The organism is Neptuniibacter halophilus (genome assembly GCF_030295765.1).
GTDB lineage: Bacteria > Pseudomonadota > Gammaproteobacteria > Pseudomonadales > Balneatricaceae > Neptuniibacter > Neptuniibacter halophilus.
In genome coordinates this window covers 1,813,877-1,833,853 of record NZ_AP027292.1, presented here as the reverse complement: position 1 = coordinate 1,833,853, position 19,977 = coordinate 1,813,877, and the positions used below count along the sequence as shown (strand labels likewise).

The following is a 19,977-nucleotide window of genomic DNA, read 5'->3' as shown; positions in this document are numbered from 1 at the left end:
CTCAGGCCGGGCCTGTGGATATCACCGATAACGAATCAGATGGATCAGTTCTACCGTAACCTTCCCGGCTTTGATGATATCTCCGCGCTGGCGCAGAATCAGCATTACCGCGCCGTACCCGATGAATGGCTGGTCGCGGTACTGGATGTCCGTGAGTCGACTCAGGCGATTGAGCGGGGCCGCTACCGCGACGTGAATTTTATCGGCGCGGCGGCCATCTCAACCCTCTTGGCACAGATCTCCCGTGAACTGCCGTTTGTCTTTGGTGGTGACGGTGCCTGCGTACTGATCAGGCCAGAGATGGCAGATCAGGCGACACAGTTACTGGCTTCGCTTTGCTATTACGCCCAACAGCAGTTTTCTCTGCGGGTACACAGTGGCCTGGTCAGCGTCCGCGAATTACGTCAGTTGGGCAGCGACGTCCTTGTGGCCAAGTACAACAGCACGCACCATTTCGCTCAGGCGATGTTCAAAGGCGGCGGTTTGAGTCTGGCCGAAAAACGGGTGAAATCGGATCCGGCCCTGCAGATTCAGGCCGCGCCCCTGCTGCCGCGGGATCAGGTTTTTGCTGGCCTGACCTGCCGCTGGAAGCCGATCCCGGCGAGCAAGGGCTCCACCCTCTGTGTTCTGGTACAGGCTACCGGCAAGGATGAATCTGCCATCATCGGTCAGGTACTGAGCGAACTCGAAAGCGGTCTCGGTTACCCCCTCTCCACCTGTAACCCGATCACGATGCAACAGGCCCGATACCAGTCATTTTTCCACAACCTGCGCCGCCATCTGCGCGTTTCCAGCCACTGGTTCAGCAAAGCCTTTTTCAGCGAACTGTATGAACTACTGCTGACGGTGCTGCTGTTCAACCTGAAGGGATTCCGCCATTTTTCCGCTGTGGATAACTACGTCCGTAAGATTCCGCGGCATTGTGATTTCCAGAAGTATGACGACACCCTGCGTATGGTGCTGGACTGCTCTGCGGACGAAGTGGAAAAGATCACAAAGGCGTTACAGCCATTCGCCGGGCGTGGCGAAATAGCCTTTGGCCTGCACCGTTCCGGTGCTGCGCAGATGACCTGTTACGTTGAGAGCCTGAGTGACGGGGAGCATCTGCATTTTGTCGACGGCACCGGTGGCGGTTACGCCATGGCGGCAAAACAGCTTAAGCGCCAACAGGCAAAACACAGCAGCAAACCGGAGCAAGCGCAGGCAGCCGGCTGATCCCGGTTTGTCATTTCAGGCCGGAGGCAGAAAACCGGCTTCCTGCAGGTATTGCTCCACCACCGCACGAACCTCCGCCGCACTCTGCCGGGTCAGCGCCTGCTGCAGTACCTCACTGGCCCGCTGCTGGTCGATCAGCCGGATCAATTTTTTAATTTTCGGCAGGTAGGCAGCCCCCAGACTGAGAGAGCGAAGTCCCATCCCGACCAGCAGCACTACCGCCACCGGCTCCGAGGCCAGTTCGCCACAGAGGCTGATCTTCAGGCCCGCTTTCTGTGCCTGCGCCACCACCCGGTTAATCTCATGGATAACCGCCGGATGCACCGGATCGTAGAGCGCAGCGACCCGGGGGTTATTACGATCTACCGAGAGCAGGTACTGGCTCAGGTCATTGGAACCGATGGAGATGAAGTCCAGCTCATCAGCCCAGAACGGTATCTGCGAGATTGCGGCCGGCACTTCGATCATGCAGCCCACCGCAGGCGCTTCCACCGCCACGCCCTCCTCCTGCAACTGACGAATGGCATCCGCCAGCAACTGCTTAAACGCCAGAATCTGTTGTTTATCCGAGACCATCGGGATCAGGATATGTAACTGCTGACCCAGCCCGGCAGCCACCAGCATCGCCCGGATCTGGCTCAGCAACAGGTGCGCATTATCGAGGCAGAAACGGATACCCCGCCAGCCCAGCGCCGGATTCATCTCATCGCTGATCGGAAAGTACGGCAACTGCTTATCACCACCGATATCCAGTACCCGCATACACACCGGCCGGCCACTGAAAGCCTGAATGATTTCGCTGTAGATCTGAACCTGCTCCGCTTCGGTCGGGAACGCCTGACAGGTCATAAACGGAATCTCAGTACGGTACAGACCGATCCCCTCCGCCCCGCTCTCAAGACCCGGGCCGATATCGTTGGTCAGGCCGCTGTTCACCATCAGCCTGACGGGATGGCCATCCAGCGTTTGCGCAGGCAGCTCGCGCAACTGGCGCAGTGCCTGTGTCTCCTGCAGGATGCGTTTTCCGGCACGCCGGTATTCATTACGCAGCGAACGGGTCGGATGCTGGATAATGCAGGCGTTATCCGCATCCAGCACCACCTCTTCACCTTTGTTCAGGTGATGCTGACGGCCGATGCCCAGTACCGCAGGAATACCGATTGCGTTGGCCAGTACGGCAGTATGCGACAGGTGCGAGCCCTGTGAGCAGATAATCCCCACCACATGGCCTTCCGGAAAGGCCGCAATATCCGACACACTGACATCCACGCCATAGAGAATGACCGGGCCCTGCGGGCGATCAGCCACGGCCAGTGAAACCGAGTTATAAACACTCAGCACTTTATTGCCGAGGTGGATCAGGTCATCCGCACGCGAGGCCAGATAGGGATCATCCAGCGCGCGGAAGCCGTCGGCAAAATTGCTGAAGACCCGTTTCGCCGCAGTAGGTATATCCGCACCGCCACTGATCTCCGCTTCAACCATCCGGTTCAGGGCCGGGTCTTCCAGCAGTAGCTGGTAAGCGTCAAAAATACCGGAAAAGCTCTGATCAGAGATATTGTTGCTGAGATGGGCTTTCTCCCGACTGAGACTCTCAGCCACCTCCAGACGCAGTTCGCGCCAGCGCTGCAGCTCGGCGTCCGGGTCTGCACAACGATCCGGCTGAACCTGCTCCAGTGAACAGGAGCTGAGAACATAGACCTCCGCCACCGCAATACCGGGGGCGCCGCGAACACCGGGAATCCGCAGATTCACCGCCGTCCGGCCTTTGAGTTGCTGCAGATCGGGCACGATCCACGCCAGTTGCGCGGCCAGCGTCACCAGCAGCGCTTCCGACTCCGCCGGCAAGGCTTCAGCGCGGCGACTCTGTACTACCAGACCACCCACACTCTGTCCCTGTTTGACCAGCGGTACTGCACAGAAGCTTTTGAAAGCCTGTTCGCCGATGCCCGGAATCAGCTCAAAGCCCTCTTCATGGGCGGCATCCGCCACATTAATCAGGTGCTTTGAAGTGATTACCCGACCAATCAGACCTTTACCTTCAGCCAGCGGCACCGGCCGCTCGGCTTTCAGACCGTGGGAAGCAAATAACACTGACTCGCGCTGTTCATTCAGCAGATAGAGGCTGCAGACATCGGTGCCGAACAGCTCACTGACCGAATCGACAATCAGCTTTACCTGCAGGGCAGGATCCGCTTCGTTACTGACTTTGTGCAGCAACTGGGACAGTTGCAGTATTGCGTTTTCCACGGTGTAGTTCCTTAGTGTCAGTCACCCCGGACCGGCGGTTCCTCCGTGACCATCTGAATCGGCAGCGGCCGGGTGTGATTCCCCACATACAGGCTGGTATGCGGATAGGGTATTTCGATATTGGCCTTATCCAGCGCTTCCTTACAGGCCACCAGCAACTCACTGCGCCCTTCCCGCAGTTCGCTGCGCACAACCCAGACCGACAGTTGCAGATCGACAGAGGAAGCATTGAACAGGGTCACAATGCAAAACGGATCCGGGCTTTCCAGTGCTCGCGGATGATTCTGAACGGCCGCCAGCAGTACCTGCCGGGCGCGCTCGATATCTTCGTTATAAGCGATTCCGATCACCAGGTCGACCCGGCGGATCGGATAGCGCGACATATTTACAAAGGTGGTCTTGATCAGGGTTTCATTGGGCACCCGGATCATCAGGTTATCGAAGGTTTTCAGCTTAATCGACAGCAGATCGATCGCGATCACCTCACCGGTAAACTCACTCAGTTTCAGCACATCGCCGATCTCAAACGGCTTCTCGGCAATCAGGAACAAACCACTGATCAGGTTGGAAGCCGAGGTCTGGGACGCAAAGCCCACCGCCACAGACAACACCCCCGCAGCGCCGAGCAGTACACTCATACTGAAGCCCAGTTCACGCAGCCCGGAGAGCAGAAAAATAATAAACAGCAGATAAAACACCAGCATGCTGCCAAGCAACTGGTGATGAGTACTGAGTTTCTTTTCACTGACCCGACGGAAAAAGCGCGAGGCCAGCCGTGCAATCACAAAACCGACGACAATAAACAGCAGGGCTCGCAACCAGGCCAGAGGGGCAATACTTTCCATAATTTCAGGCATAGGTTATCCCATTATCAGATTCATAGCGGTTTTCAGCCGGCTCGACTTACCCGACTCGCGCGGCTCTGAGATCAGTTTCGCCTCACCAATATCGAGCGGGGGTTTAGCCGAGGCGACAATGGTCGTCTCGCCACTCCCCGGCTCGATGCGAAAACGCACCGACTCGGTCCAGAACCCCTCTCCCGAGGCATAATAGAGACTGAGCATATTCAGCGGCAGTGAGAGCCGTTCAACCGACAACGGCGCGGTACCGCTGTTCACCAGCTCCATCGCGGTGACGGCCCGATGCTCGCGCCGCTGCACCTGAGTAATATCCGCCGGGGCCGTGCTTTTTGAACTGTAGCAGAGCGCACCCTCCGTGGTACTGCTGCCGACCCAGCTCAGGCGCGGACTGACCGCCGGGTATTCGCTCATTACCTGTCCCGACGTACTGATCAACTGCACCCACAACGGTGTACTGACATAGAGCACCAGATGGCCGTTAGGGCCGATCCGGATCGGCGTATCGGTCTTCACCTGATAGGGTTTATCCGCCAGTTGTAACTGGATCCGGTACTGCTCCTCCGGATCACCGATATAAAGGCGCTCCTTGATTTTAACCCCGTCTGCCAGTTGCTCAACCGGATGCAGCACCTGACACAGAGGCGGGGCATCATTGGACTGATAGGCGGTTGCCGTCAGCAGCTCACTGCCCTTTTGCTGCAGGTACAGAGTCAGATCCCCCAGACTCATGGCATACCAGGTTTTTTCCTCCAGATTCAGCGCCTGCTGAACTTCGCCAGTCTGCATTATCAATCCCCTCTCCCCTATAAAATCAACAGCGTTGCCAGCCCAAGGAAGGTGACAAACCCAACCACATCGGTCACGGTGGTCAGCACAACCGCACCGGACAGCGCCGGATCAAACTTAAATTTATCCAGCAGCAAAGGGATATAGACACCGGATAAAGCCGCCACCACAATATTCGCCAGTACCGCAACGCCGATGATCAGGCCGATCACCGTGCTGTCAAACCAGAACAGAGTCACCAGCCCGATCACCAGCCCCCAGCCGACGCCATTCAGTGCAGCGATACTCAGCTCCTGCCGGCTCAGGGCCAGCGAGTTACCGAACGTCACCTGACGGGTCGCCAGACCACGGATAATCAGCGTCAGCGTCTGGCTGCCCGCGATCCCTCCCATGGAAGCCACCACCGGCATCAGTACCGCCAGCGCCACCACTTTGCTCAACACCTCGGCAAACAAACCGATAGTCCAGGCAGCAAGAAACGCGGTCAGCAGGTTGATTCCCAGCCACAGCGCACGCTGCCGGGCACCCCGCACAACCGGAACAAACAGGTCGGTGGATTCATCCATACCCGCCTGGGCCATCAAACGGTGTTCAAACTCTTCCCGCTGAATCCACAACGCCGTCTGCGGACTGACGCAACCGATCAGCCGCTGCTGATCGTCCACCACCGGCAGCTCCGTAGCTTCACTGTGCTCGATCAGCTCGGCGGCATCCAGCAGCGACAAAGTACCATTCAGGCTCACCTGTTCCGCTTCCAGCAGCTCAGCCAGAGGCTGATTTTCATCTTTTACCCGCAACAGGGCAGACAGGCGTACCGTGCCAAGAAATACCCCGCCCTTTTCCAGCACATAGATGCGCGAAGCATCCCGCAGGCTTGAGCGACGCAGGGCGCGCAGCGCGTCCCCGGCTTTCGTCGTGGCGAGTCGGGAGATAAAGCGATGTTCGGCGTAACGGCCGATCTGCTCCTCGGTAAACTGACTGGAATCCCGGAACCAGAGTTTCTGTTTTTCATCCAGATAGTGATAGGCGCGATCGACCTGTTCATCGGACAGGTTATCCGACAGTTCGATCAGCCCTTCCGCATCGAGCTGTTGCAGCAGTTGTTCCAGCGCAACCGGCTCCAGCGCCTCAAGCACCGGACGCCGGGCCTGAGCACGCATGCCCACCAGTACGCTGGCCTGAAGTTCGGCCGACAGTTCCTGCCAACGCAGGAAACGCTCCTCAATGGGCAGCGCTTCCAGCAACAGGCTCAGTTCACTGTTTGATAGTACTTCGGCGGCCTGGGCGAATACCTCAGTGGCCTCGGCCTGCGGCGCCAGCAGTTGGGAAACATAAACATCCAGTTGCTCACGCGGTTGTAGCTCATCCATTACTCTTATTCCCAAAAACGCAGATCTGCTTAGAGTATAAAAAAAAGCTGCGCCGGACTCATAAAAATCGGGCGCAGCCGGGTAAAATCTGTTTTTCGGGCTGAATAAGGTCAGGGAACCTGCGAATCGGTCGTGCAGGCACTAACAGGACTTGTTCGCAGCGTCCTTAGTAAGGCGGGCTCATCTCCTCATACAACGCACCCTCCCAGGTACGCCGCTTGTGAAAAGAGATCGCCATATGGTTGCCCTGCACCTTGTGCAGATAGCGTTGCCAGACCCGCTCATGGTGGCTTTCGGCCGGCTTTTCACCCTGACAGAAGCGGACAAACGCCTGTTCCTCGGGCCCTGCCGGTTGTCGCAGGCCACTGGCCAGCTCGCTGTAAGCCTGTCCATGCTGCTCCAGCAGGTCGGCCTGAGTTATAGTGAACTCCCCACTTTTCAGGAATCCGTAGGGAAAATTGATTCGGTCTGAAAACAGCCCATCAGACCTGAAGCAGTCGTGAACTTTCATCATAAGGCACCGTTTTTCAATCACTACCATTGGCAATTAGAGGTTCAAGCGGATTATTGTCGCCATCTACGGGCATGTAAAATGAGGCTTTTTGATGGAAGTTGATTAAAAAAATTGATCGAAAAATCAACGACTGTTAGGGTAAAAACCGACTCATCGGGCGCAGTTAAGCGCCGTTGCCGCTTTTGTTTCATTACAGACTCGCAGCAAGCGGGTGAGCCGCAGGAAAACGATTAATTTCTTTCATGGTTCATCGATGGATATAGGCCTGTTACGCACGTTTCTTGAGGTTTCCCGGACCCGCCACTTTGGCAAGGCCGCCCAGAACCTCTACCTGACCCAGTCTGCCGTGAGCTTCCGGGTACGTCAGTTGGAAGAACGGGTCGGCGTACCGCTGTTTACCCGACAGCGTAATAACATCATGCTGACCCCGGCCGGGGAACGCCTGATCCCCCACGCCGAAAACATTATCGCCGCCTGGCAGATCGCGCTGCAGGATGTGGGGCTGCCGGAACAGCAGGCGATGTACCTGTCGCTGGGCGGACTTTCCAATCTGTGGGGCACCTTCCTGCAATCAGCCATTCCAAAGCTGTCCGAGGCGTTTCCCGGTGTCTCAATCCGCACCGAGATCAGTTCTCAGTTAGAGCTGACCCGCTCCCTGATCTCAGGCCGTCTCGATGTGGCCGTCGTGCTCGATCCGCCGAATATGGCGGAGCTGAGCAGTGCTCAGATCGGCATGATTGAACTGGTACTGGTCTGTCATCAGGCAGACGCCGGATTTTCGGCGGTCAGCGATATGGGTTATGTATTTGTGGACTGGGGTACCGCCTTCAACCTGAAGCACGCCAAACTGTTCAAAAAGGCGGTCGCGCCGATTCTGCATACCGAACAGAGCCAGATCGCGCTGGAGTTTATCCTGACCAACGGTGGCGCCGCCTTCCTGCCGAAAGCGCTGGTCAGCCCCTATCTGGAGGAGGGCAGTTTGTTTCTGATCGATGAGATCGATCCGATGCCCCACGCCGTCTACGCGGTGTTTGGCCGCCAGCAGCCAAGCCATATGAACATCGAGCCGATTATCGAGATGCTGAGGAATCTGGAGCTGCGGCCGGAAGCCAGCCTGCAACCCCTGGAAAATGATGACTGAGCTGTCCGCCGGGCCCGGCGAACAGCATACAGCAATCAGAGCACGTAACTGGCCATCAGCATGACCGCGGCATAACCGGCGGTATACGCCAGCACCAGCCAGTGGAAGAAACGCAGGTAGGTAATAAAAGAGAGCGCTTCCAGCTTGCTCAGGGCGATCACCCCGGCAGCCGAGCCGATAATCAGCAGCGAACCACCCACACCTACCGCATAGGTCAGCCCCAGCCACTGGGCGGTATCCATCTCCACACCGGATTTAAGGATCGCCGCGGTCAACGGCACGTTATCCACCAGCGCCGAGAGAATACCGATAAAGTAGTTCGCCATGTAGATTGGCATCAGCTCATACAACTGCGGCAGCAGTTCCAGTACCGACAGTTCTTTCAGCATCCCCACCAGCAACAGCACCCCGAGGAAGAACAACAGGGTATCGAACTCGATCTCACGCACGTACTCCAGCACATTCGGAGCCTTCTCACTGCGGTGGATCACCCGGTGGGTCAGGAACATGACCGAGAGCCCGAACAGGAAGGTCAGCACCGGCGGTACCGAAAAGGCCACACTCATAAACAGGGTGCCGATAATGGTCAGCAGAAACAGACAGGCAATCAGCTTATCCCCTGCCGCAATCGGCCGCTTGAACTTCGGCAGCGTCACCCGCTCACTGTTGCCCCACATCAGGAAGAACGCCAGCAGCATCACGCCGGAGATCGCCGGAGGAATCAGCATAAACAGGTCGGTGATGGAGACCTTATCGGCGAGGAAGATCATCAGCGTTGTGACATCGCCGGTGATCAGCGAGACACCGCCGGAGTTCACCGCAAAGACAATCAGGGTGGCGAACTTAAGGGTGGTTTTGCGATCCAGATTCAGCGAGGAGAGCAACGACAACATAATCAGTGACGCAGTAATGTTATCGGCCAGAGAGGAGAACAACAGCGCCAGCAGAGCGATCAGTAACATCAGACTACTGATTTTCAGCTCTTCCGGCAGAAGCCGGTAGACCAGTTGTGTAATCAAGCCCTGTTGGTTCAGGTAGGCAACAAAGGTCATTGCCGCCATCAGAAACAACCACAGGGTTGCGATATCCAGCAACTGCTCGTTCAGGCCCTCTTTGACCTGATTCGCATCAGTATGCGGAAAGATAAAGGCAAGAATCCACACCAGTGTCCCGAGGAACAGAGTGGATTTTGCTTTATTAAGGTGAATGACATCTTCAATCACAATCAGAATGAAGGCGAGCGCAATCAGCCCTAACAGCAGGTAATCCATTTTTTTTCTCTTTTTATGGAATGTTCACAGCAGGCTGCATTCTGAACCCTTCGCGCAAAGAAAGAAATCATTCCTTCGGGCACTGGCCGGCTCGTTTTAAACTGCAGGCGGCGACAATCAGCGCTGATCAGAGATCGATCGCGACCATGGTCAGATCATCTGAAGGTGAATCCGGCTGACAGAACGCCAGCACTTCGGAATAGATCGACTCCACCTGTTTAGTCCCCTGTTGCAACAGGTTCACCAACCGCTCATCACCGAACATCTCGCCACTGCGGTTAACGGACTCGGTAAGGCCGTCGGTGTAAAGAAACAGCTCAGCTTTATGCATAACCGACCCGCTGTAGGAGGGCGCCTGACTGCTCAGAACAGGCATAATTCCCAGCGGTGGCAGGCTGGAGTGAATCGGCGTGATCTCAGCATTACACAGGTACTGAATCGGCAGGCCCGCGTTCCAGACTTTCAGTTGCCGTTTTTCACGGCAGAAATGCGCCAGCCCGGCACTGACAAACATCCCGGTGGGCATCAGGTTACAGAGTTCAGCGTTGATCTCCTGCAGCAGCGCCTCCGGCGGCATCTGCTTCTCTGTCACCGATTCGGTGAACAGCCGTGCCAGCACCGGTGCTCCCACCGCAGCCGTCAGGCCATGGCCGGTAAAATCCCCCAGCAGGTAGTATTCGCCACTGGCATTCTCGGCTGACAGCAGAATATCGCCCGAGCTTCGCTCCACCGGCGACATCCGATAGGAGAGCCGTGCCGAATTGAGCGGGTAACGGGTACGCATTTTGTCCAGAATCCGGGCCACATCCTCCTGTTCCTGTTCCAGTTGCTGCTTCTGATGCAGCACCCGCTGCCGGTTCTGCTCCAGTTGCAGGTGCAGACTAACGCGCAGCTTCACCCGTGGCGGAGAGATCGGTTTGGTGATGAAATCCACCCCCCCTGCGGCATAAGCGCGGGCTTCGTTATCCAGATCATCATGGGAGGTCACGAACAGCAGCGGAATATCCCGGTAACGCGGATCCGTTTTCAGCAACCGGCAGAAGTCGATTCCGTCCATCTCCGGCATCACGATATCGCTGAGGATCAGATCCGGTATCCCGCCACGTTCCATACTTTTAAACGCAGCATCGGCACTTTTCGCCACCAGTATCCGATAATCTGTCTGCAGTATACCGGCTAATACGCCGAGATTAACCGGTTCATCATCTACCAGCAGAATGGTTTTCAGTCCTTCACCTGGCTTCATAGTCTCTCTCTCAGTTGCAGCAACAGGGTCTGCGCCTGGTCAAAATCGAACTCATCCAACGCCCTGTGTATTAATTCTGCCTGAGGATAAGCCGCATGCTGATTCAGCGCCTGACACAAGTTTTTTGCCGCTTCCAGACTGGTCACATCCCCATAGGTAATTTTACGCTCCAGTTGCTCACACAACCGGAGCACAGCATCGCTGCAGAACGCCTCCTGTGGCTCTGACGCTTCACAGGCAGCGGTTGCCAACTGAGCCGCCGCGGCTTCCCGCAAACGCTGCAGAGCTTCTCTGAACTGCTGAAACAGCCGTTGCAGAACGTCCGGGTCAGTGCTCTTTTCACGCTCCATCTGACGACACATCTCATGCAGCTCATACGCGCCCATGGTGCCGGCAACTCCGGCCAGCGCGTGCGCCTGCGCCTGCAGCCCTGCCTGATCCGGACTTTCGATAAGTTGCTGCAGATCGCTCTCTGCTTCTTCAGCACTGCTGACAAACTGCTGCAGTAAACGAAAATAGGCGTCGCGATTGCCTGACAACCGGTTCAACCCATCCTGCAGATTCAATACCTGCGCAGGCGCCTGGGTCGTGTCCGGCGCGGCTTTTGGCAACGCGTCGTCAGCCGCATCAGCATCATGCGGCCGACTGATCCAGCGACACAACACCTGTTGCAGTAGCCATGGCTCAATCGGCTTGGCCAGATGATCATTCATCCCGGCCGCCAGACTGCGTTCCCGATCGGTGACCATCGCATTGGCGGTCAGGGCAATCACCGGCAGATCCGCATAATCCGGATTACTGCGGATCTGCGCGGTGGCCGTATAACCATCCATCACCGGCATCTGGATATCCATCAGTACCAGATCAAATGCTTGCTGACGCAACTGATCGAGCACCTCCTGACCATTGCTGCAGGCTGTCACTCTGACCCCCAGCGCCTGTAACAGGCCACAAGCCACCTCGGTATTGATCGCATTATCTTCCGCCAGCAGGACATGCGCTCCGGCTAATTGCGGGGTGACTTCCAGTTTATCCGGTGCCGGGCTCGTCACCCGATCCAGATGCCCGGTCTGACGCAGCAGATTAACCAGCGCATCAAACACCGAAGAGGGGGTCATCAGCCCGGATACCGGGTAGACCGGCAGCCCTTCCGGCAGACTCGGCAACCGGGTAAGCGCCGAGATCAGCAGCACCGGCGGCATCGGTTGTGGCGCCATCAGCGTTTGCAGTTGGGAGGATAGCTCAGCAATATCGACCTGACCTTCCGGGTCCATCAGTACCACCAGCCCAATCGGCTGCCCGGACAGCTCATCACTGATCTGCCGCCAGTCCACCTGCTGCAGATCGCTCACTTGCCCGAGCACACGTACACCAAACGATGCCAGCAGGTCAGCGATACCTTCATTGCCGAGGATATAAACACCGATCTCAGCCAGACCACGCCGCTGAGTCTCCCCGTCACTCGCCTGCAACGGTTCCAGTGGCAGTTCGAAACTGAAACAACTGCCCTTACCCGGCTCACTGCTGACCTTAATCTCGCCCCGCATCAACCGGATCAGTTGCGCTGAGATAGTCAGCCCCAGCCCTGTTCCCCCATATTTTCGGGTAATGCTGCTGTCGGCCTGACTGAACGGGGTAAATAGCTGACTCTGCTGCTGTTCGGAGATGCCAACCCCGGTGTCCTCCACCGAAAAACGCAGCAGGCCCGGTTCAGTATCGGTTGCAACCGGTTCTACATGCATCCTTACCGACCCCTTGTCGGTAAATTTCACAGCATTACCCAGCAGATTGATCAGCACCTGACTCAGGCGCAGAGGGTCGCCCTTGTAGTTATCCGGGAGGCGCATATCCCGACTCACCGTCAGACTGATGCCTTTCTCCTCCGCCAGTTGCTGGTTCAGGGTATGCACGTTATACAACACCTCATCCAGACTGAAACTGGTCTGCTCCACCTGCATATGGCCGGCTTCAATTTTTGAGAAATCGAGGATGTCGTTGATAATGCCAAGCAGGTTTTTCGAGGAGCGCTGAATCTTCTCCAGATAGTTGCGCTGTTCATCCCTGAGACCATGACTCTCCAGTGAAAGATGGGTCAGGCCGATAATGGCGTTCATCGGTGTGCGGATCTCATGGCTCATATTCGCCAGAAAATCGCTTTTCGCCCGGGCGGCATGCTCCGCCCGCTCGACCGCCTGACTCAGGGCCAGATTTTTCTCCTGGATCGTTCGCTGCATCTTGTTGAAGGCTTTATAAACCTCGCCGATCTCATCCTGTGATCTGACCACCAACTGGCTGTCAAACTTACCGCGCTGAATACTTTTTGCCGCCCGGCGCAGTTGTTCCAGCGGCAGAATCACCAGCTTGCGGTTCCACCAGATGCCAAACAGGGTAATAAACAAACATACCAGCGCAGTCTCCAGCCGCAGCAGCCGCAATTGCTGGTTGATAATATCCAGCTCGTGTTCAATCTCCAGCTCATAACGGAAGCTGCCCAGCGTCTGTTCACCCCAGACCAGTGCTTCCTCGATAATCAGATAGTCATCATCGTTCTCATGGAACCGGGCTCGCTCTGTCAGCGGGTAAAGCTGCATGCCATTGTGTCCGGTCAGGACGATCCCGCTCTCATCACCCTCCGCGTGAATCCGGCTCTGGTTATCAAGAATGCTATAGATTTTTGACAGGTCGCCCGCGGCCAGTTCCTCCGCCACAATCGGGGCCAGCACCTGCAGCTCAGCACGCTCCCGGTCGATTAACGCTTCTAACTGTTTCTGTTTAAAGTGCGGCACAAAGGCAAATTCCACCGAGCCGAGAAACAGGCCCAGCGTGACGACGACCGGGGTCAGAATCTTACCGGAGATATTCACCCTGAGTTACCGCTCCGGCTTCACATAATAGTGATCAAGATTGAGCTGACGGATCGATTCATAGTCAGCATCCACGGCGATACCGATCTGTTTGAACGGCACCCGGGCCAGCAGCGCCTGATGCTCCGGATTCTGCCCCATCTCCAGCAACACCTGCTGCACCTGCGCCACCAGCGCCGGGTCAAGATCCTTGCGCGCGGTAAACGGGTGCGGCTCAACCGGATCGGTCTGCAATAACACACGCAACTGATCGCGGACTTCCGGCTTCTGCTGGTTGAACGTCTTCTGTACTCCGCCACCGGCAGGCACCAGCCCGAGCACCACATTCAGATAAACTGATGAGTGAGTATTTACATACTTGGGTTCAAACTGAATACCGTACTTGCGTTCCAGTTCAGCGCGAATCATCAACGACGCACCGAGCGCGTTAGGCGCCGGAAAAGCCAGAGTCTTCCCCTGTAACTGACTCAGTTCGGTAATCTCACTTTCCGCTTTCACCACCAGCAGGCCATACAGCTTACGCCCGTGATCTTTGGCAATCGGCTGGTAGTGCCCGGCAATGGTGTAGTGGTAAGGGTTCATGTACGCGAAATCGAATTCGCGGTTGGCAAATGATTGCTCGAATGCGGGAATATCCGGCGACCCGCGCAAGCTGAACTGGTGGCCGGTACGCTGCTCCAGCTGATCCAGAATCGGGTTCCAGATCCGGTACAGGGTTTTAATATCAAACTGCGGCACCACCCCCACGGTAAAACTGTCCGCCAGCAAAGAGGATGGCAACAGCATCAAGCCTAAACACAACCCCAGCCAGTTTTTTTTACTACGCAGCATCGGCCTGTTACTCATCTTTGTACTGTTCAGCAATTTCAATAAACGCCTGCTCAACCCGGACAAACGCGTCCACGATATCGGGATCAAAGTGGGTGCCACGCCCCTGAAGCAGGATCATTTTTGCTTTATCGTGTTCAAAAGCAGGCTTGTAAACCCGTTTTGAAATCAGTGCATCGTACACATCGGCCACCGCCATCAGCCGTGCAGACAAGGGAGTCTGAGTGCCCGTCAGCCCTTCAGGATAACCGGAACCATCCCACTTCTCATGGTGGTAACGGGCGATCTCCCGGGCATAACGCAGAAAGGAGGTTTCCACCGCATCGCCCAGCCGGTCTTCAGCCTCTTCAATCGCCTCTGCCCCGAGCACGGCATGGGTTTTCATAATCCGGAACTCATCATCGGTGAGCCGGTCGGGCTTAAGCAGAATATTGTCCGGAATACCGACCTTCCCGATATCATGCAACGGCGCAGACTTATACAGCAGCTCAATATTTTCCGGCGTGAGTTCATCCGTATAGAACCCATGGTTTGCCATATCTTCAGCCAGCACCCGGACATAGTACTGGGTACGACGGATATGGTTGCCGGTTTCGTTGTCGCGGGTTTCAGCCAGTGAGGCCAGTGCGAGAATCGTAATATCCTGAGTCAGGCTGAGCTCGGCGGTGCGGGTTTTGACCCGTTTATCCAGCAGTTCGTTCTGCTTCGCCAGTTCATCCTGAGCGGTTTTCAGAGCCAGATGGGTTTTCACCCGGGCGTTAACAATCGCCGGTGAGATCGGCTTGGTGATGTAATCCACCGCCCCCACCTCAAGGCCCTTCATCTCATCCACTTCTTCGTTCATGGCGGTGACAAAAATCACCGGAATCGAGGCGGTTTCAGATTTTGACTTCAGCTCCCGGCACACCGTAAATCCATCCATGCCCGGCATCATGACATCGAGCAGAATCAGATCAGGCCGGATATTACCGACAGCACGCTGCAGTGCCTGCTCGCCGTTTTTGGCTGCGATCACACGATAGCGATCTTTGAGCAGGTCAGAAAGCACCATAATATTCACCGGCTCATCATCCACCACCAGCACTACCTTGCTTTGCGCCACCATCGTCGGGACACCTCCAACACGACCATATACACCGGACAAGTTTTAACTGTAGAACGAATAATGAATCGTCACAATCGGGCTACACTATATTAGCCATAGCCTGATCACGACTAAATAACACCTTATACCGAAACCGATTGCACCCCGGTTAAAAAGATTCATAGAATGATCCCCGTCAATTCAGGGAACCTTCCGCGAGGGAATTACAGATGTTGGGTATAGTTTTCACCGAGTTTATGGAGATGGTGGAAGAGCAGTTTTCAGCCGATGTACTGGACGACGTTCTCGAATCCTCCAACCTGTCCTCTGATGGTATCTTCACTTCCGTGGGTTACTATGACCATCAGGATATGGTCAGAATGGTCGTCGCGCTGAGCAAACGGGTCGATGTACCGGTCGATGACCTGATCGAAGCGTTCGGCCGCCACCTGTTCGGCATTCTGATCGGTAAGTACCCGGCCCTGAAAGGTGATTACACCAATACGCTGGATTTCCTTGAGAGCGTCGACTCAACCGTACATATTCAGGTGCTCAAGCTTTACCCCAACGCAGAACTGCCGAAATTCGGCTGCGAGCGCCTCGGCCCCGGCCATCTGAAGATGCATTACAGCTCGAAACGTCCTTTCTCCCTGCTGGCTCTGGGCCTGATAAAAGGCTGCGGCGATTACTTCGGCAACGCGCTGGAGGTCAGCTTCGAATCGAGCCAGTCCGGCGAATACCACATGACCGATTTCGACATCCGCCAGATCGATGAGTGAAAATGAGCTTATAGCCCGTCTCGAACGACGGCTGCAACGCGAGAAAAAGGCCCGTCAGGCAGCAGAAGATCTGCTGGAGAAGAAAGCCTCCGACCTGTATGAAGCCAATGAACAGCTCCGTAATCTGGTCCGCTTTCAGGAGCAGATCGTGCAGGAAAAAACCAGCGAGCTGCAGAAAGCGCTGGCGCTGGCGGAAGAAGCCAACCAGCACAAAAGTATGTTTCTGGCGAACATGAGCCATGAGATCCGCACGCCGATGAACGCGATCATCGGTCTCAGCCATCTGGCGATGGAATCCGGCCTGAACCCGAAGCAGGCCAACTACGTCAGCAAGATTCAGCGTTCCGCCAAAAACCTGCTGTCTATCATCAATGACATTCTCGACTTCTCCAAAATTGAGGCCGGCAGGCTCGATATTGAGGAGATCGAGTTCGATCTCGACGAACTGCTGCTGGACCTGTATGAGATCAAAAAGGTTAAAGCCTCTGCCAAACAGATCGGCCTGACCCTGAATCGTGATATCGGCTTTTCCGGTCTGGTGATCGGCGATCCGGTACGCCTGAATCAGATTCTGGTCAACCTGATCGGTAATGCGATCAAGTTCACTCAGCAGGGTGAAGTGCGCATCCGGGTCGAACTGCTGGAGGAAACAGCAGACCAGTTGCAACTGCGGTTTATTATTGAGGATACCGGGGTCGGTATTTCTGATGAGCATAAAGCCAACCTGTTCGAGGCGTTCCGTCAGGGTGATGCCAGCACCACCCGCCAGTTCGGTGGTACCGGGCTGGGTCTGTCGATCACCCGCCAGTTGACCGAACTGATGGGCGGCCAGATCAGCATCGACAGCACGCAGGGTCAGGGTACCCGGGTCAGTGTCGATCTGCCGTTGCGTCTGCAGAGCAAAGCCGACGTACTCAGCCACAGCCAGAGTATGGCCGGTAAACGCCTGCTGCTCTGCGGCGGTGACGAAAAACTGCAACACCTGCTGCACAACTTCGGGCTGGAGGTTACGGCCTGCGCCTGCGATGAATCCTCCCTGATCAACCTCAGCCGACAGGCCGACCTGCAGACCGATGCGGTCATGCTGGTCACCGACCGGGCGCAGAGTTGTCAGGAGTTACTGCCGCTGGCACTGCAGTCGCTGCGTCAGCAACTGGGGTTAAAAATCCCCTTCTTTCTGCTTTGTGACAGCCAGACTATCGAGGATCAGCAGAGCGCTCTGGCCCACTACGGCGTCCACGCTCTGGCCGAACTGCGAACCCCTTCAACGATCTTTGAGCTGCTGTTTTCCCATCTCTGCAGCAGCCCGTTAAGGCAGAATAAAAAAACCATTACCGCCTCACTGCATGGTATCGAATCAATTCTCGGGGCCCGGGTTCTGCTGGTTGAAGATAACCCCCTCAACACCGAGGTGGCCTGTGGCATGCTGGAGAGTCTGGGGCTGAAGATCAGTACCGCCACAAACGGTGAAGAAGCACTGCGCTGCCTTGACCGGGAAGCGTTCGATATTGTCCTGCTCGATCTGCAGATGCCGGTGATGGATGGCCTGACCACCATCCGCCATATCCGCAATGACCCGCGCTTTGAGGCACTGCCGGTGATCGCCCTGACCGCTCACGCCATGTCCGGCGACCGGGAACGAAGTCTGGCGGCGGGTATGGATGACCATATCACCAAACCGATTAATTATGAGCAGTTGCAGAGCACCCTGATCCGCTGGGTCAGCGGCGAACCACATACGCCCGACCCGCAATCACATGAACTGCCTGAATCCAGCGCCGATCTGGCACAACTGGAACTGCCCGGCCTTAACCTGAAAACCAGCCTGCCACGCTTCAATGGCGATCTGAACCGCTACCTCAGTCTCTGGCAACAGTTCGACCAGCGCTACCCGGATCTGCAGGCTCAGATCAGCGGGCTGCTGAAGAGTGCTGAGTTCAGCCAGCTCAAACCACTGGCCCATAGCCTGCGAGGCGTCTTTGCCAACCTCGGCGCGGAACAGTTACAGCAAACCTGCCAGCAGTTGGAGCAACTGACACAGCTACCGGAGGATCAGGGTTACGCCCTGCTGACTGCGCTGAGCCAGCAACTCGAACAACTACAGCAGAACCTGCGCCGCCTGCAGCAGCCACAGCCGGGAGCGCAATCTGCCAGCCACCAGACCGGTCACGAACAGGCCGATATCAACCGTCAGTTGGATACCCTCAGAGGGCTGCTGGAATCCGCCGATACCGATGCCCTGACCCTGCTCGAAACCCTGTGTCAGAACAGCGAAGGAGAGGGCTTTTCGTCCCTGCAGCCGGTGCTGAATGCGGTACAGGATTTTGATTTCGACCTGGCGCTGGAAGCGCTGGACGCATTACAGGCGACAGATCCCTGCGCACCGCCGTAAAAATAAGGGTATTTACTTATCTCTCGTTTTATCCCAGTATCTTTCTCAGGTATGCACAGGGATAAATACGGGAGAAAAGACCATGGCACTGAGGCTTTACCACTGCCACGAAGCGCGCTCAATGCGTTCGCTCTGGCTGATCAATGAACTGCAACTGGACGCTGAGATCATCACCCTCTCTTTCGGTGAGGCCCTGCGCAGCGAATCCTACCTGAACCGCCATCCACTGGGCCGGGTGCCCTGCCTTGAAGACGGTGAGATCACCCTGTTTGAGAGCGGAGCCATCTGTGAATATCTGTGTGAAACCTACGACAAAGCGGCACGCCTGATCCGCCTGCCCGGCGACCCTGAGCGCGCGGAGTGGCTGCAATGGTTGCACTATGCCGAAACCATCTGTGTGCATGTTGCCAGCCTGACCCAGCAGCAGATTGTAATTTTTGATCCGGCGCTGCGCTCAGCGACGGTACGCAAACTGGAAACCCGCCGGCTGGAAAAAGCGATAGAGGTGCTTGAAGCGATACTGCAGGATCGGGAATACATGCTGAAGAGCGGATTCAGTGCGGTAGATACGGGGATCGGATACAGCCTGCATGCGGGCGGGCTGTTTACCGATCTGTCAGCTTTTCCTGCCGTTCAGGCTTACTATCATCGACTGGCAGAACGACCGGCTTTTCAGGCATCACTGCCGGCACCTGACGCCGAAAACCGCATCTATACGCAAGCAAATTACTGGCTGGAGCCGGCCTGAAGCCAACGTCAGCAGCGCCCCAGTACACCGAGCTGAACCGCCATCTGGATCAGCTCGGCCAGTGAACCGGCTTCCATCTTGGCCATCATATTGGCGCGGTGCCCTTCAACGGTTTTGCGGTTAATCGCCAGCGCATCCGCCACCTCCTGATTGGAGAGCCCCTCAATTACCCGCTCAAAAACCTGCTTTTCCCGCTTGGTTAAGGTCGCAAACCGCCTCTGGATCTGCTGCCTTTGCTGACGCTGCTCCCGCTGCGCGCGGTCCTGATCCAGCGCCCGCTGAACATGATCAAGCAGTGTCTGATCATTAAACGGCTTTTCAATAAAAGTACGTGCGCCCTGCGTCATCGCTGTCACAGCCATATCCACATTGCCGTGAGCCGAGATCATAATCAGCGGAATATCAATTTCATAATCCGGCAGTTTTTTCTGCGCACTCAGGCCACTCAGGCCGGGCATACGTACATCCATCAGCACACAACCACTCTGACCGGCCGGGTAAGCATCCAGAAACGCCTGCGCCGTGGCATAACTTTCTACCTGAAGATCGACCGATTCCAGCAACCACTGCAGCGAATCCCGTACATCCTCATCATCATCCACCACGTAAACGATCTGGTCTGTCATTTT

Annotated in this window: 16 protein-coding genes; 5 read left to right on the top strand and 11 right to left on the bottom strand. The window is 56.2% G+C overall.

Annotation, left to right across the window (positions count from 1 at the left end; genetic code table 11):
* The first annotated feature begins 39 nt into the window (after positions 1–39).
* Positions 40–1,215 (top strand): DUF3095 family protein, encoded by a 1,176-nt coding sequence (locus QUD59_RS08460; RefSeq protein WP_286240807.1) that lies wholly within the window; start codon positions 40–42, stop codon positions 1,213–1,215.
* 15 nt (positions 1,216–1,230) lie between these two features.
* Here QUD59_RS08460 and ptsP read toward each other — a convergent pair whose 3' ends face one another.
* The 5 genes from ptsP to QUD59_RS08435 form a co-directional block, all read right to left on the bottom strand.
* Positions 1,231–3,465, bottom strand: coding sequence for a phosphoenolpyruvate--protein phosphotransferase (ptsP, locus tag QUD59_RS08455; protein WP_286240806.1), 2,235 nt, complete (start codon positions 3,463–3,465; stop codon positions 1,231–1,233).
* A gap of 17 nt (positions 3,466–3,482) precedes the next feature.
* Entirely contained in the window at positions 3,483–4,322 is an 840-nt protein-coding gene (locus QUD59_RS08450; RefSeq protein ID WP_286240804.1) for a mechanosensitive ion channel family protein, read from the bottom strand.
* 3 nt (positions 4,323–4,325) lie between these two features.
* Positions 4,326–5,111: a DUF432 domain-containing protein gene (locus tag QUD59_RS08445; protein WP_286240803.1), complete on the bottom strand. Its 786-nt coding sequence runs from the start codon at positions 5,109–5,111 to the stop codon at positions 4,326–4,328.
* Between the two features lie 17 nt (positions 5,112–5,128).
* On the bottom strand, positions 5,129–6,481 hold the full coding sequence (locus tag QUD59_RS08440) for a magnesium transporter (protein ID WP_286240802.1): 1,353 nt from the start codon (positions 6,479–6,481) through the stop codon (positions 5,129–5,131).
* A 166-nt stretch (positions 6,482–6,647) separates the two neighbouring features.
* Positions 6,648–6,995, bottom strand: a complete 348-nt coding sequence (locus tag QUD59_RS08435) for a MaoP family protein (RefSeq protein WP_286240801.1) — start codon at positions 6,993–6,995, stop codon at positions 6,648–6,650.
* A gap of 253 nt (positions 6,996–7,248) precedes the next feature.
* Here QUD59_RS08435 and QUD59_RS08430 point away from each other — a divergent pair, with 253 nt between their 5' ends.
* Positions 7,249–8,136 carry a LysR family transcriptional regulator gene (locus QUD59_RS08430; protein ID WP_286240800.1) on the top strand — a complete coding sequence of 296 codons (888 nt, stop codon included), beginning with the start codon at positions 7,249–7,251 and terminating at the stop codon, positions 8,134–8,136.
* A 35-nt stretch (positions 8,137–8,171) separates the two neighbouring features.
* Here QUD59_RS08430 and nhaD read toward each other — a convergent pair whose 3' ends face one another.
* The 5 genes from nhaD to QUD59_RS08405 form a co-directional block, all read right to left on the bottom strand.
* Positions 8,172–9,407, bottom strand: a complete 1,236-nt coding sequence (gene nhaD / locus QUD59_RS08425; protein WP_286240799.1) for a sodium:proton antiporter NhaD — start codon at positions 9,405–9,407, stop codon at positions 8,172–8,174.
* A gap of 127 nt (positions 9,408–9,534) precedes the next feature.
* Positions 9,535–10,653 (bottom strand): fused response regulator/phosphatase, encoded by a 1,119-nt coding sequence (locus tag QUD59_RS08420; RefSeq protein ID WP_286240798.1) that lies wholly within the window; start codon positions 10,651–10,653, stop codon positions 9,535–9,537.
* Entirely contained in the window at positions 10,650–13,517 is a 2,868-nt protein-coding gene (locus tag QUD59_RS08415; RefSeq protein WP_286240797.1) for an ATP-binding protein, read from the bottom strand. The genes QUD59_RS08420 and QUD59_RS08415 overlap by 4 nt, the downstream gene beginning before the upstream one ends.
* Positions 13,518–13,523: 6 nt before the next feature.
* A complete protein-coding gene (locus QUD59_RS08410) occupies positions 13,524–14,348 on the bottom strand; it encodes a phosphate/phosphite/phosphonate ABC transporter substrate-binding protein (RefSeq protein ID WP_286240796.1) in 825 nt (274 codons plus the stop codon).
* A gap of 7 nt (positions 14,349–14,355) precedes the next feature.
* The gene (locus tag QUD59_RS08405; RefSeq protein ID WP_286240795.1) at positions 14,356–15,450 is read right to left on the bottom strand and encodes a response regulator; all 1,095 of its coding nucleotides are present in this window, start codon (positions 15,448–15,450) and stop codon (positions 14,356–14,358) included.
* 209 nt (positions 15,451–15,659) lie between these two features.
* Between QUD59_RS08405 and QUD59_RS08400 the strand changes: the two genes are divergently transcribed.
* The 3 genes from QUD59_RS08400 to QUD59_RS08390 all read left to right on the top strand — a co-directional run bounded on the left by QUD59_RS08400 (position 15,660) and on the right by QUD59_RS08390 (position 19,348).
* Positions 15,660–16,208: a heme NO-binding domain-containing protein gene (locus QUD59_RS08400; RefSeq protein ID WP_286240794.1), complete on the top strand. Its 549-nt coding sequence runs from the start codon at positions 15,660–15,662 to the stop codon at positions 16,206–16,208.
* On the top strand, positions 16,201–18,600 hold the full coding sequence (locus QUD59_RS08395) for an ATP-binding protein (RefSeq protein WP_286240792.1): 2,400 nt from the start codon (positions 16,201–16,203) through the stop codon (positions 18,598–18,600). The genes QUD59_RS08400 and QUD59_RS08395 overlap by 8 nt, the downstream gene beginning before the upstream one ends.
* Positions 18,601–18,682: 82 nt before the next feature.
* Positions 18,683–19,348, top strand: coding sequence for a glutathione S-transferase family protein (locus tag QUD59_RS08390; protein ID WP_286240790.1), 666 nt, complete (start codon positions 18,683–18,685; stop codon positions 19,346–19,348).
* 8 nt (positions 19,349–19,356) lie between these two features.
* Here the strand turns inward: QUD59_RS08390 and QUD59_RS08385 are convergent, their stop codons facing one another.
* Positions 19,357–19,974: a response regulator transcription factor gene (locus QUD59_RS08385; protein ID WP_286240788.1), complete on the bottom strand. Its 618-nt coding sequence runs from the start codon at positions 19,972–19,974 to the stop codon at positions 19,357–19,359.
* Positions 19,975–19,977: the final 3 nt, after the last annotated feature.

Excerpts from the sequence above, each read along its gene's own strand:
- QUD59_RS08460 (WP_286240807.1), top strand. The coding sequence starts at position 40 with ATGGATCAGTTCTACCGTAACCTTCCCGGCTTTGATGATATCTCCGCG.
- QUD59_RS08450 (WP_286240804.1), bottom strand. The coding sequence starts at position 4,322 with ATGCCTGAAATTATGGAAAGTATTGCCCCTCTGGCCTGGTTGCGAGCC.
- QUD59_RS08445 (WP_286240803.1), bottom strand. The coding sequence starts at position 5,111 with ATGCAGACTGGCGAAGTTCAGCAGGCGCTGAATCTGGAGGAAAAAACC.
- QUD59_RS08440 (WP_286240802.1), bottom strand. The coding sequence starts at position 6,481 with ATGGATGAGCTACAACCGCGTGAGCAACTGGATGTTTATGTTTCCCAA.
- QUD59_RS08435 (WP_286240801.1), bottom strand. The coding sequence starts at position 6,995 with ATGATGAAAGTTCACGACTGCTTCAGGTCTGATGGGCTGTTTTCAGAC.
- QUD59_RS08430 (WP_286240800.1), top strand. The coding sequence starts at position 7,249 with ATGGATATAGGCCTGTTACGCACGTTTCTTGAGGTTTCCCGGACCCGC.
- nhaD (WP_286240799.1), bottom strand. The coding sequence starts at position 9,407 with ATGGATTACCTGCTGTTAGGGCTGATTGCGCTCGCCTTCATTCTGATT.
- QUD59_RS08420 (WP_286240798.1), bottom strand. The coding sequence starts at position 10,653 with ATGAAGCCAGGTGAAGGACTGAAAACCATTCTGCTGGTAGATGATGAA.
- QUD59_RS08410 (WP_286240796.1), bottom strand. The coding sequence starts at position 14,348 with ATGCTGCGTAGTAAAAAAAACTGGCTGGGGTTGTGTTTAGGCTTGATG.
- QUD59_RS08405 (WP_286240795.1), bottom strand. The coding sequence starts at position 15,450 with ATGGTGGCGCAAAGCAAGGTAGTGCTGGTGGTGGATGATGAGCCGGTG.
- QUD59_RS08400 (WP_286240794.1), top strand. The coding sequence starts at position 15,660 with ATGTTGGGTATAGTTTTCACCGAGTTTATGGAGATGGTGGAAGAGCAG.
- QUD59_RS08395 (WP_286240792.1), top strand. The coding sequence starts at position 16,201 with ATGAGTGAAAATGAGCTTATAGCCCGTCTCGAACGACGGCTGCAACGC.
- QUD59_RS08390 (WP_286240790.1), top strand. The coding sequence starts at position 18,683 with ATGGCACTGAGGCTTTACCACTGCCACGAAGCGCGCTCAATGCGTTCG.
- QUD59_RS08385 (WP_286240788.1), bottom strand. The coding sequence starts at position 19,974 with ATGACAGACCAGATCGTTTACGTGGTGGATGATGATGAGGATGTACGG.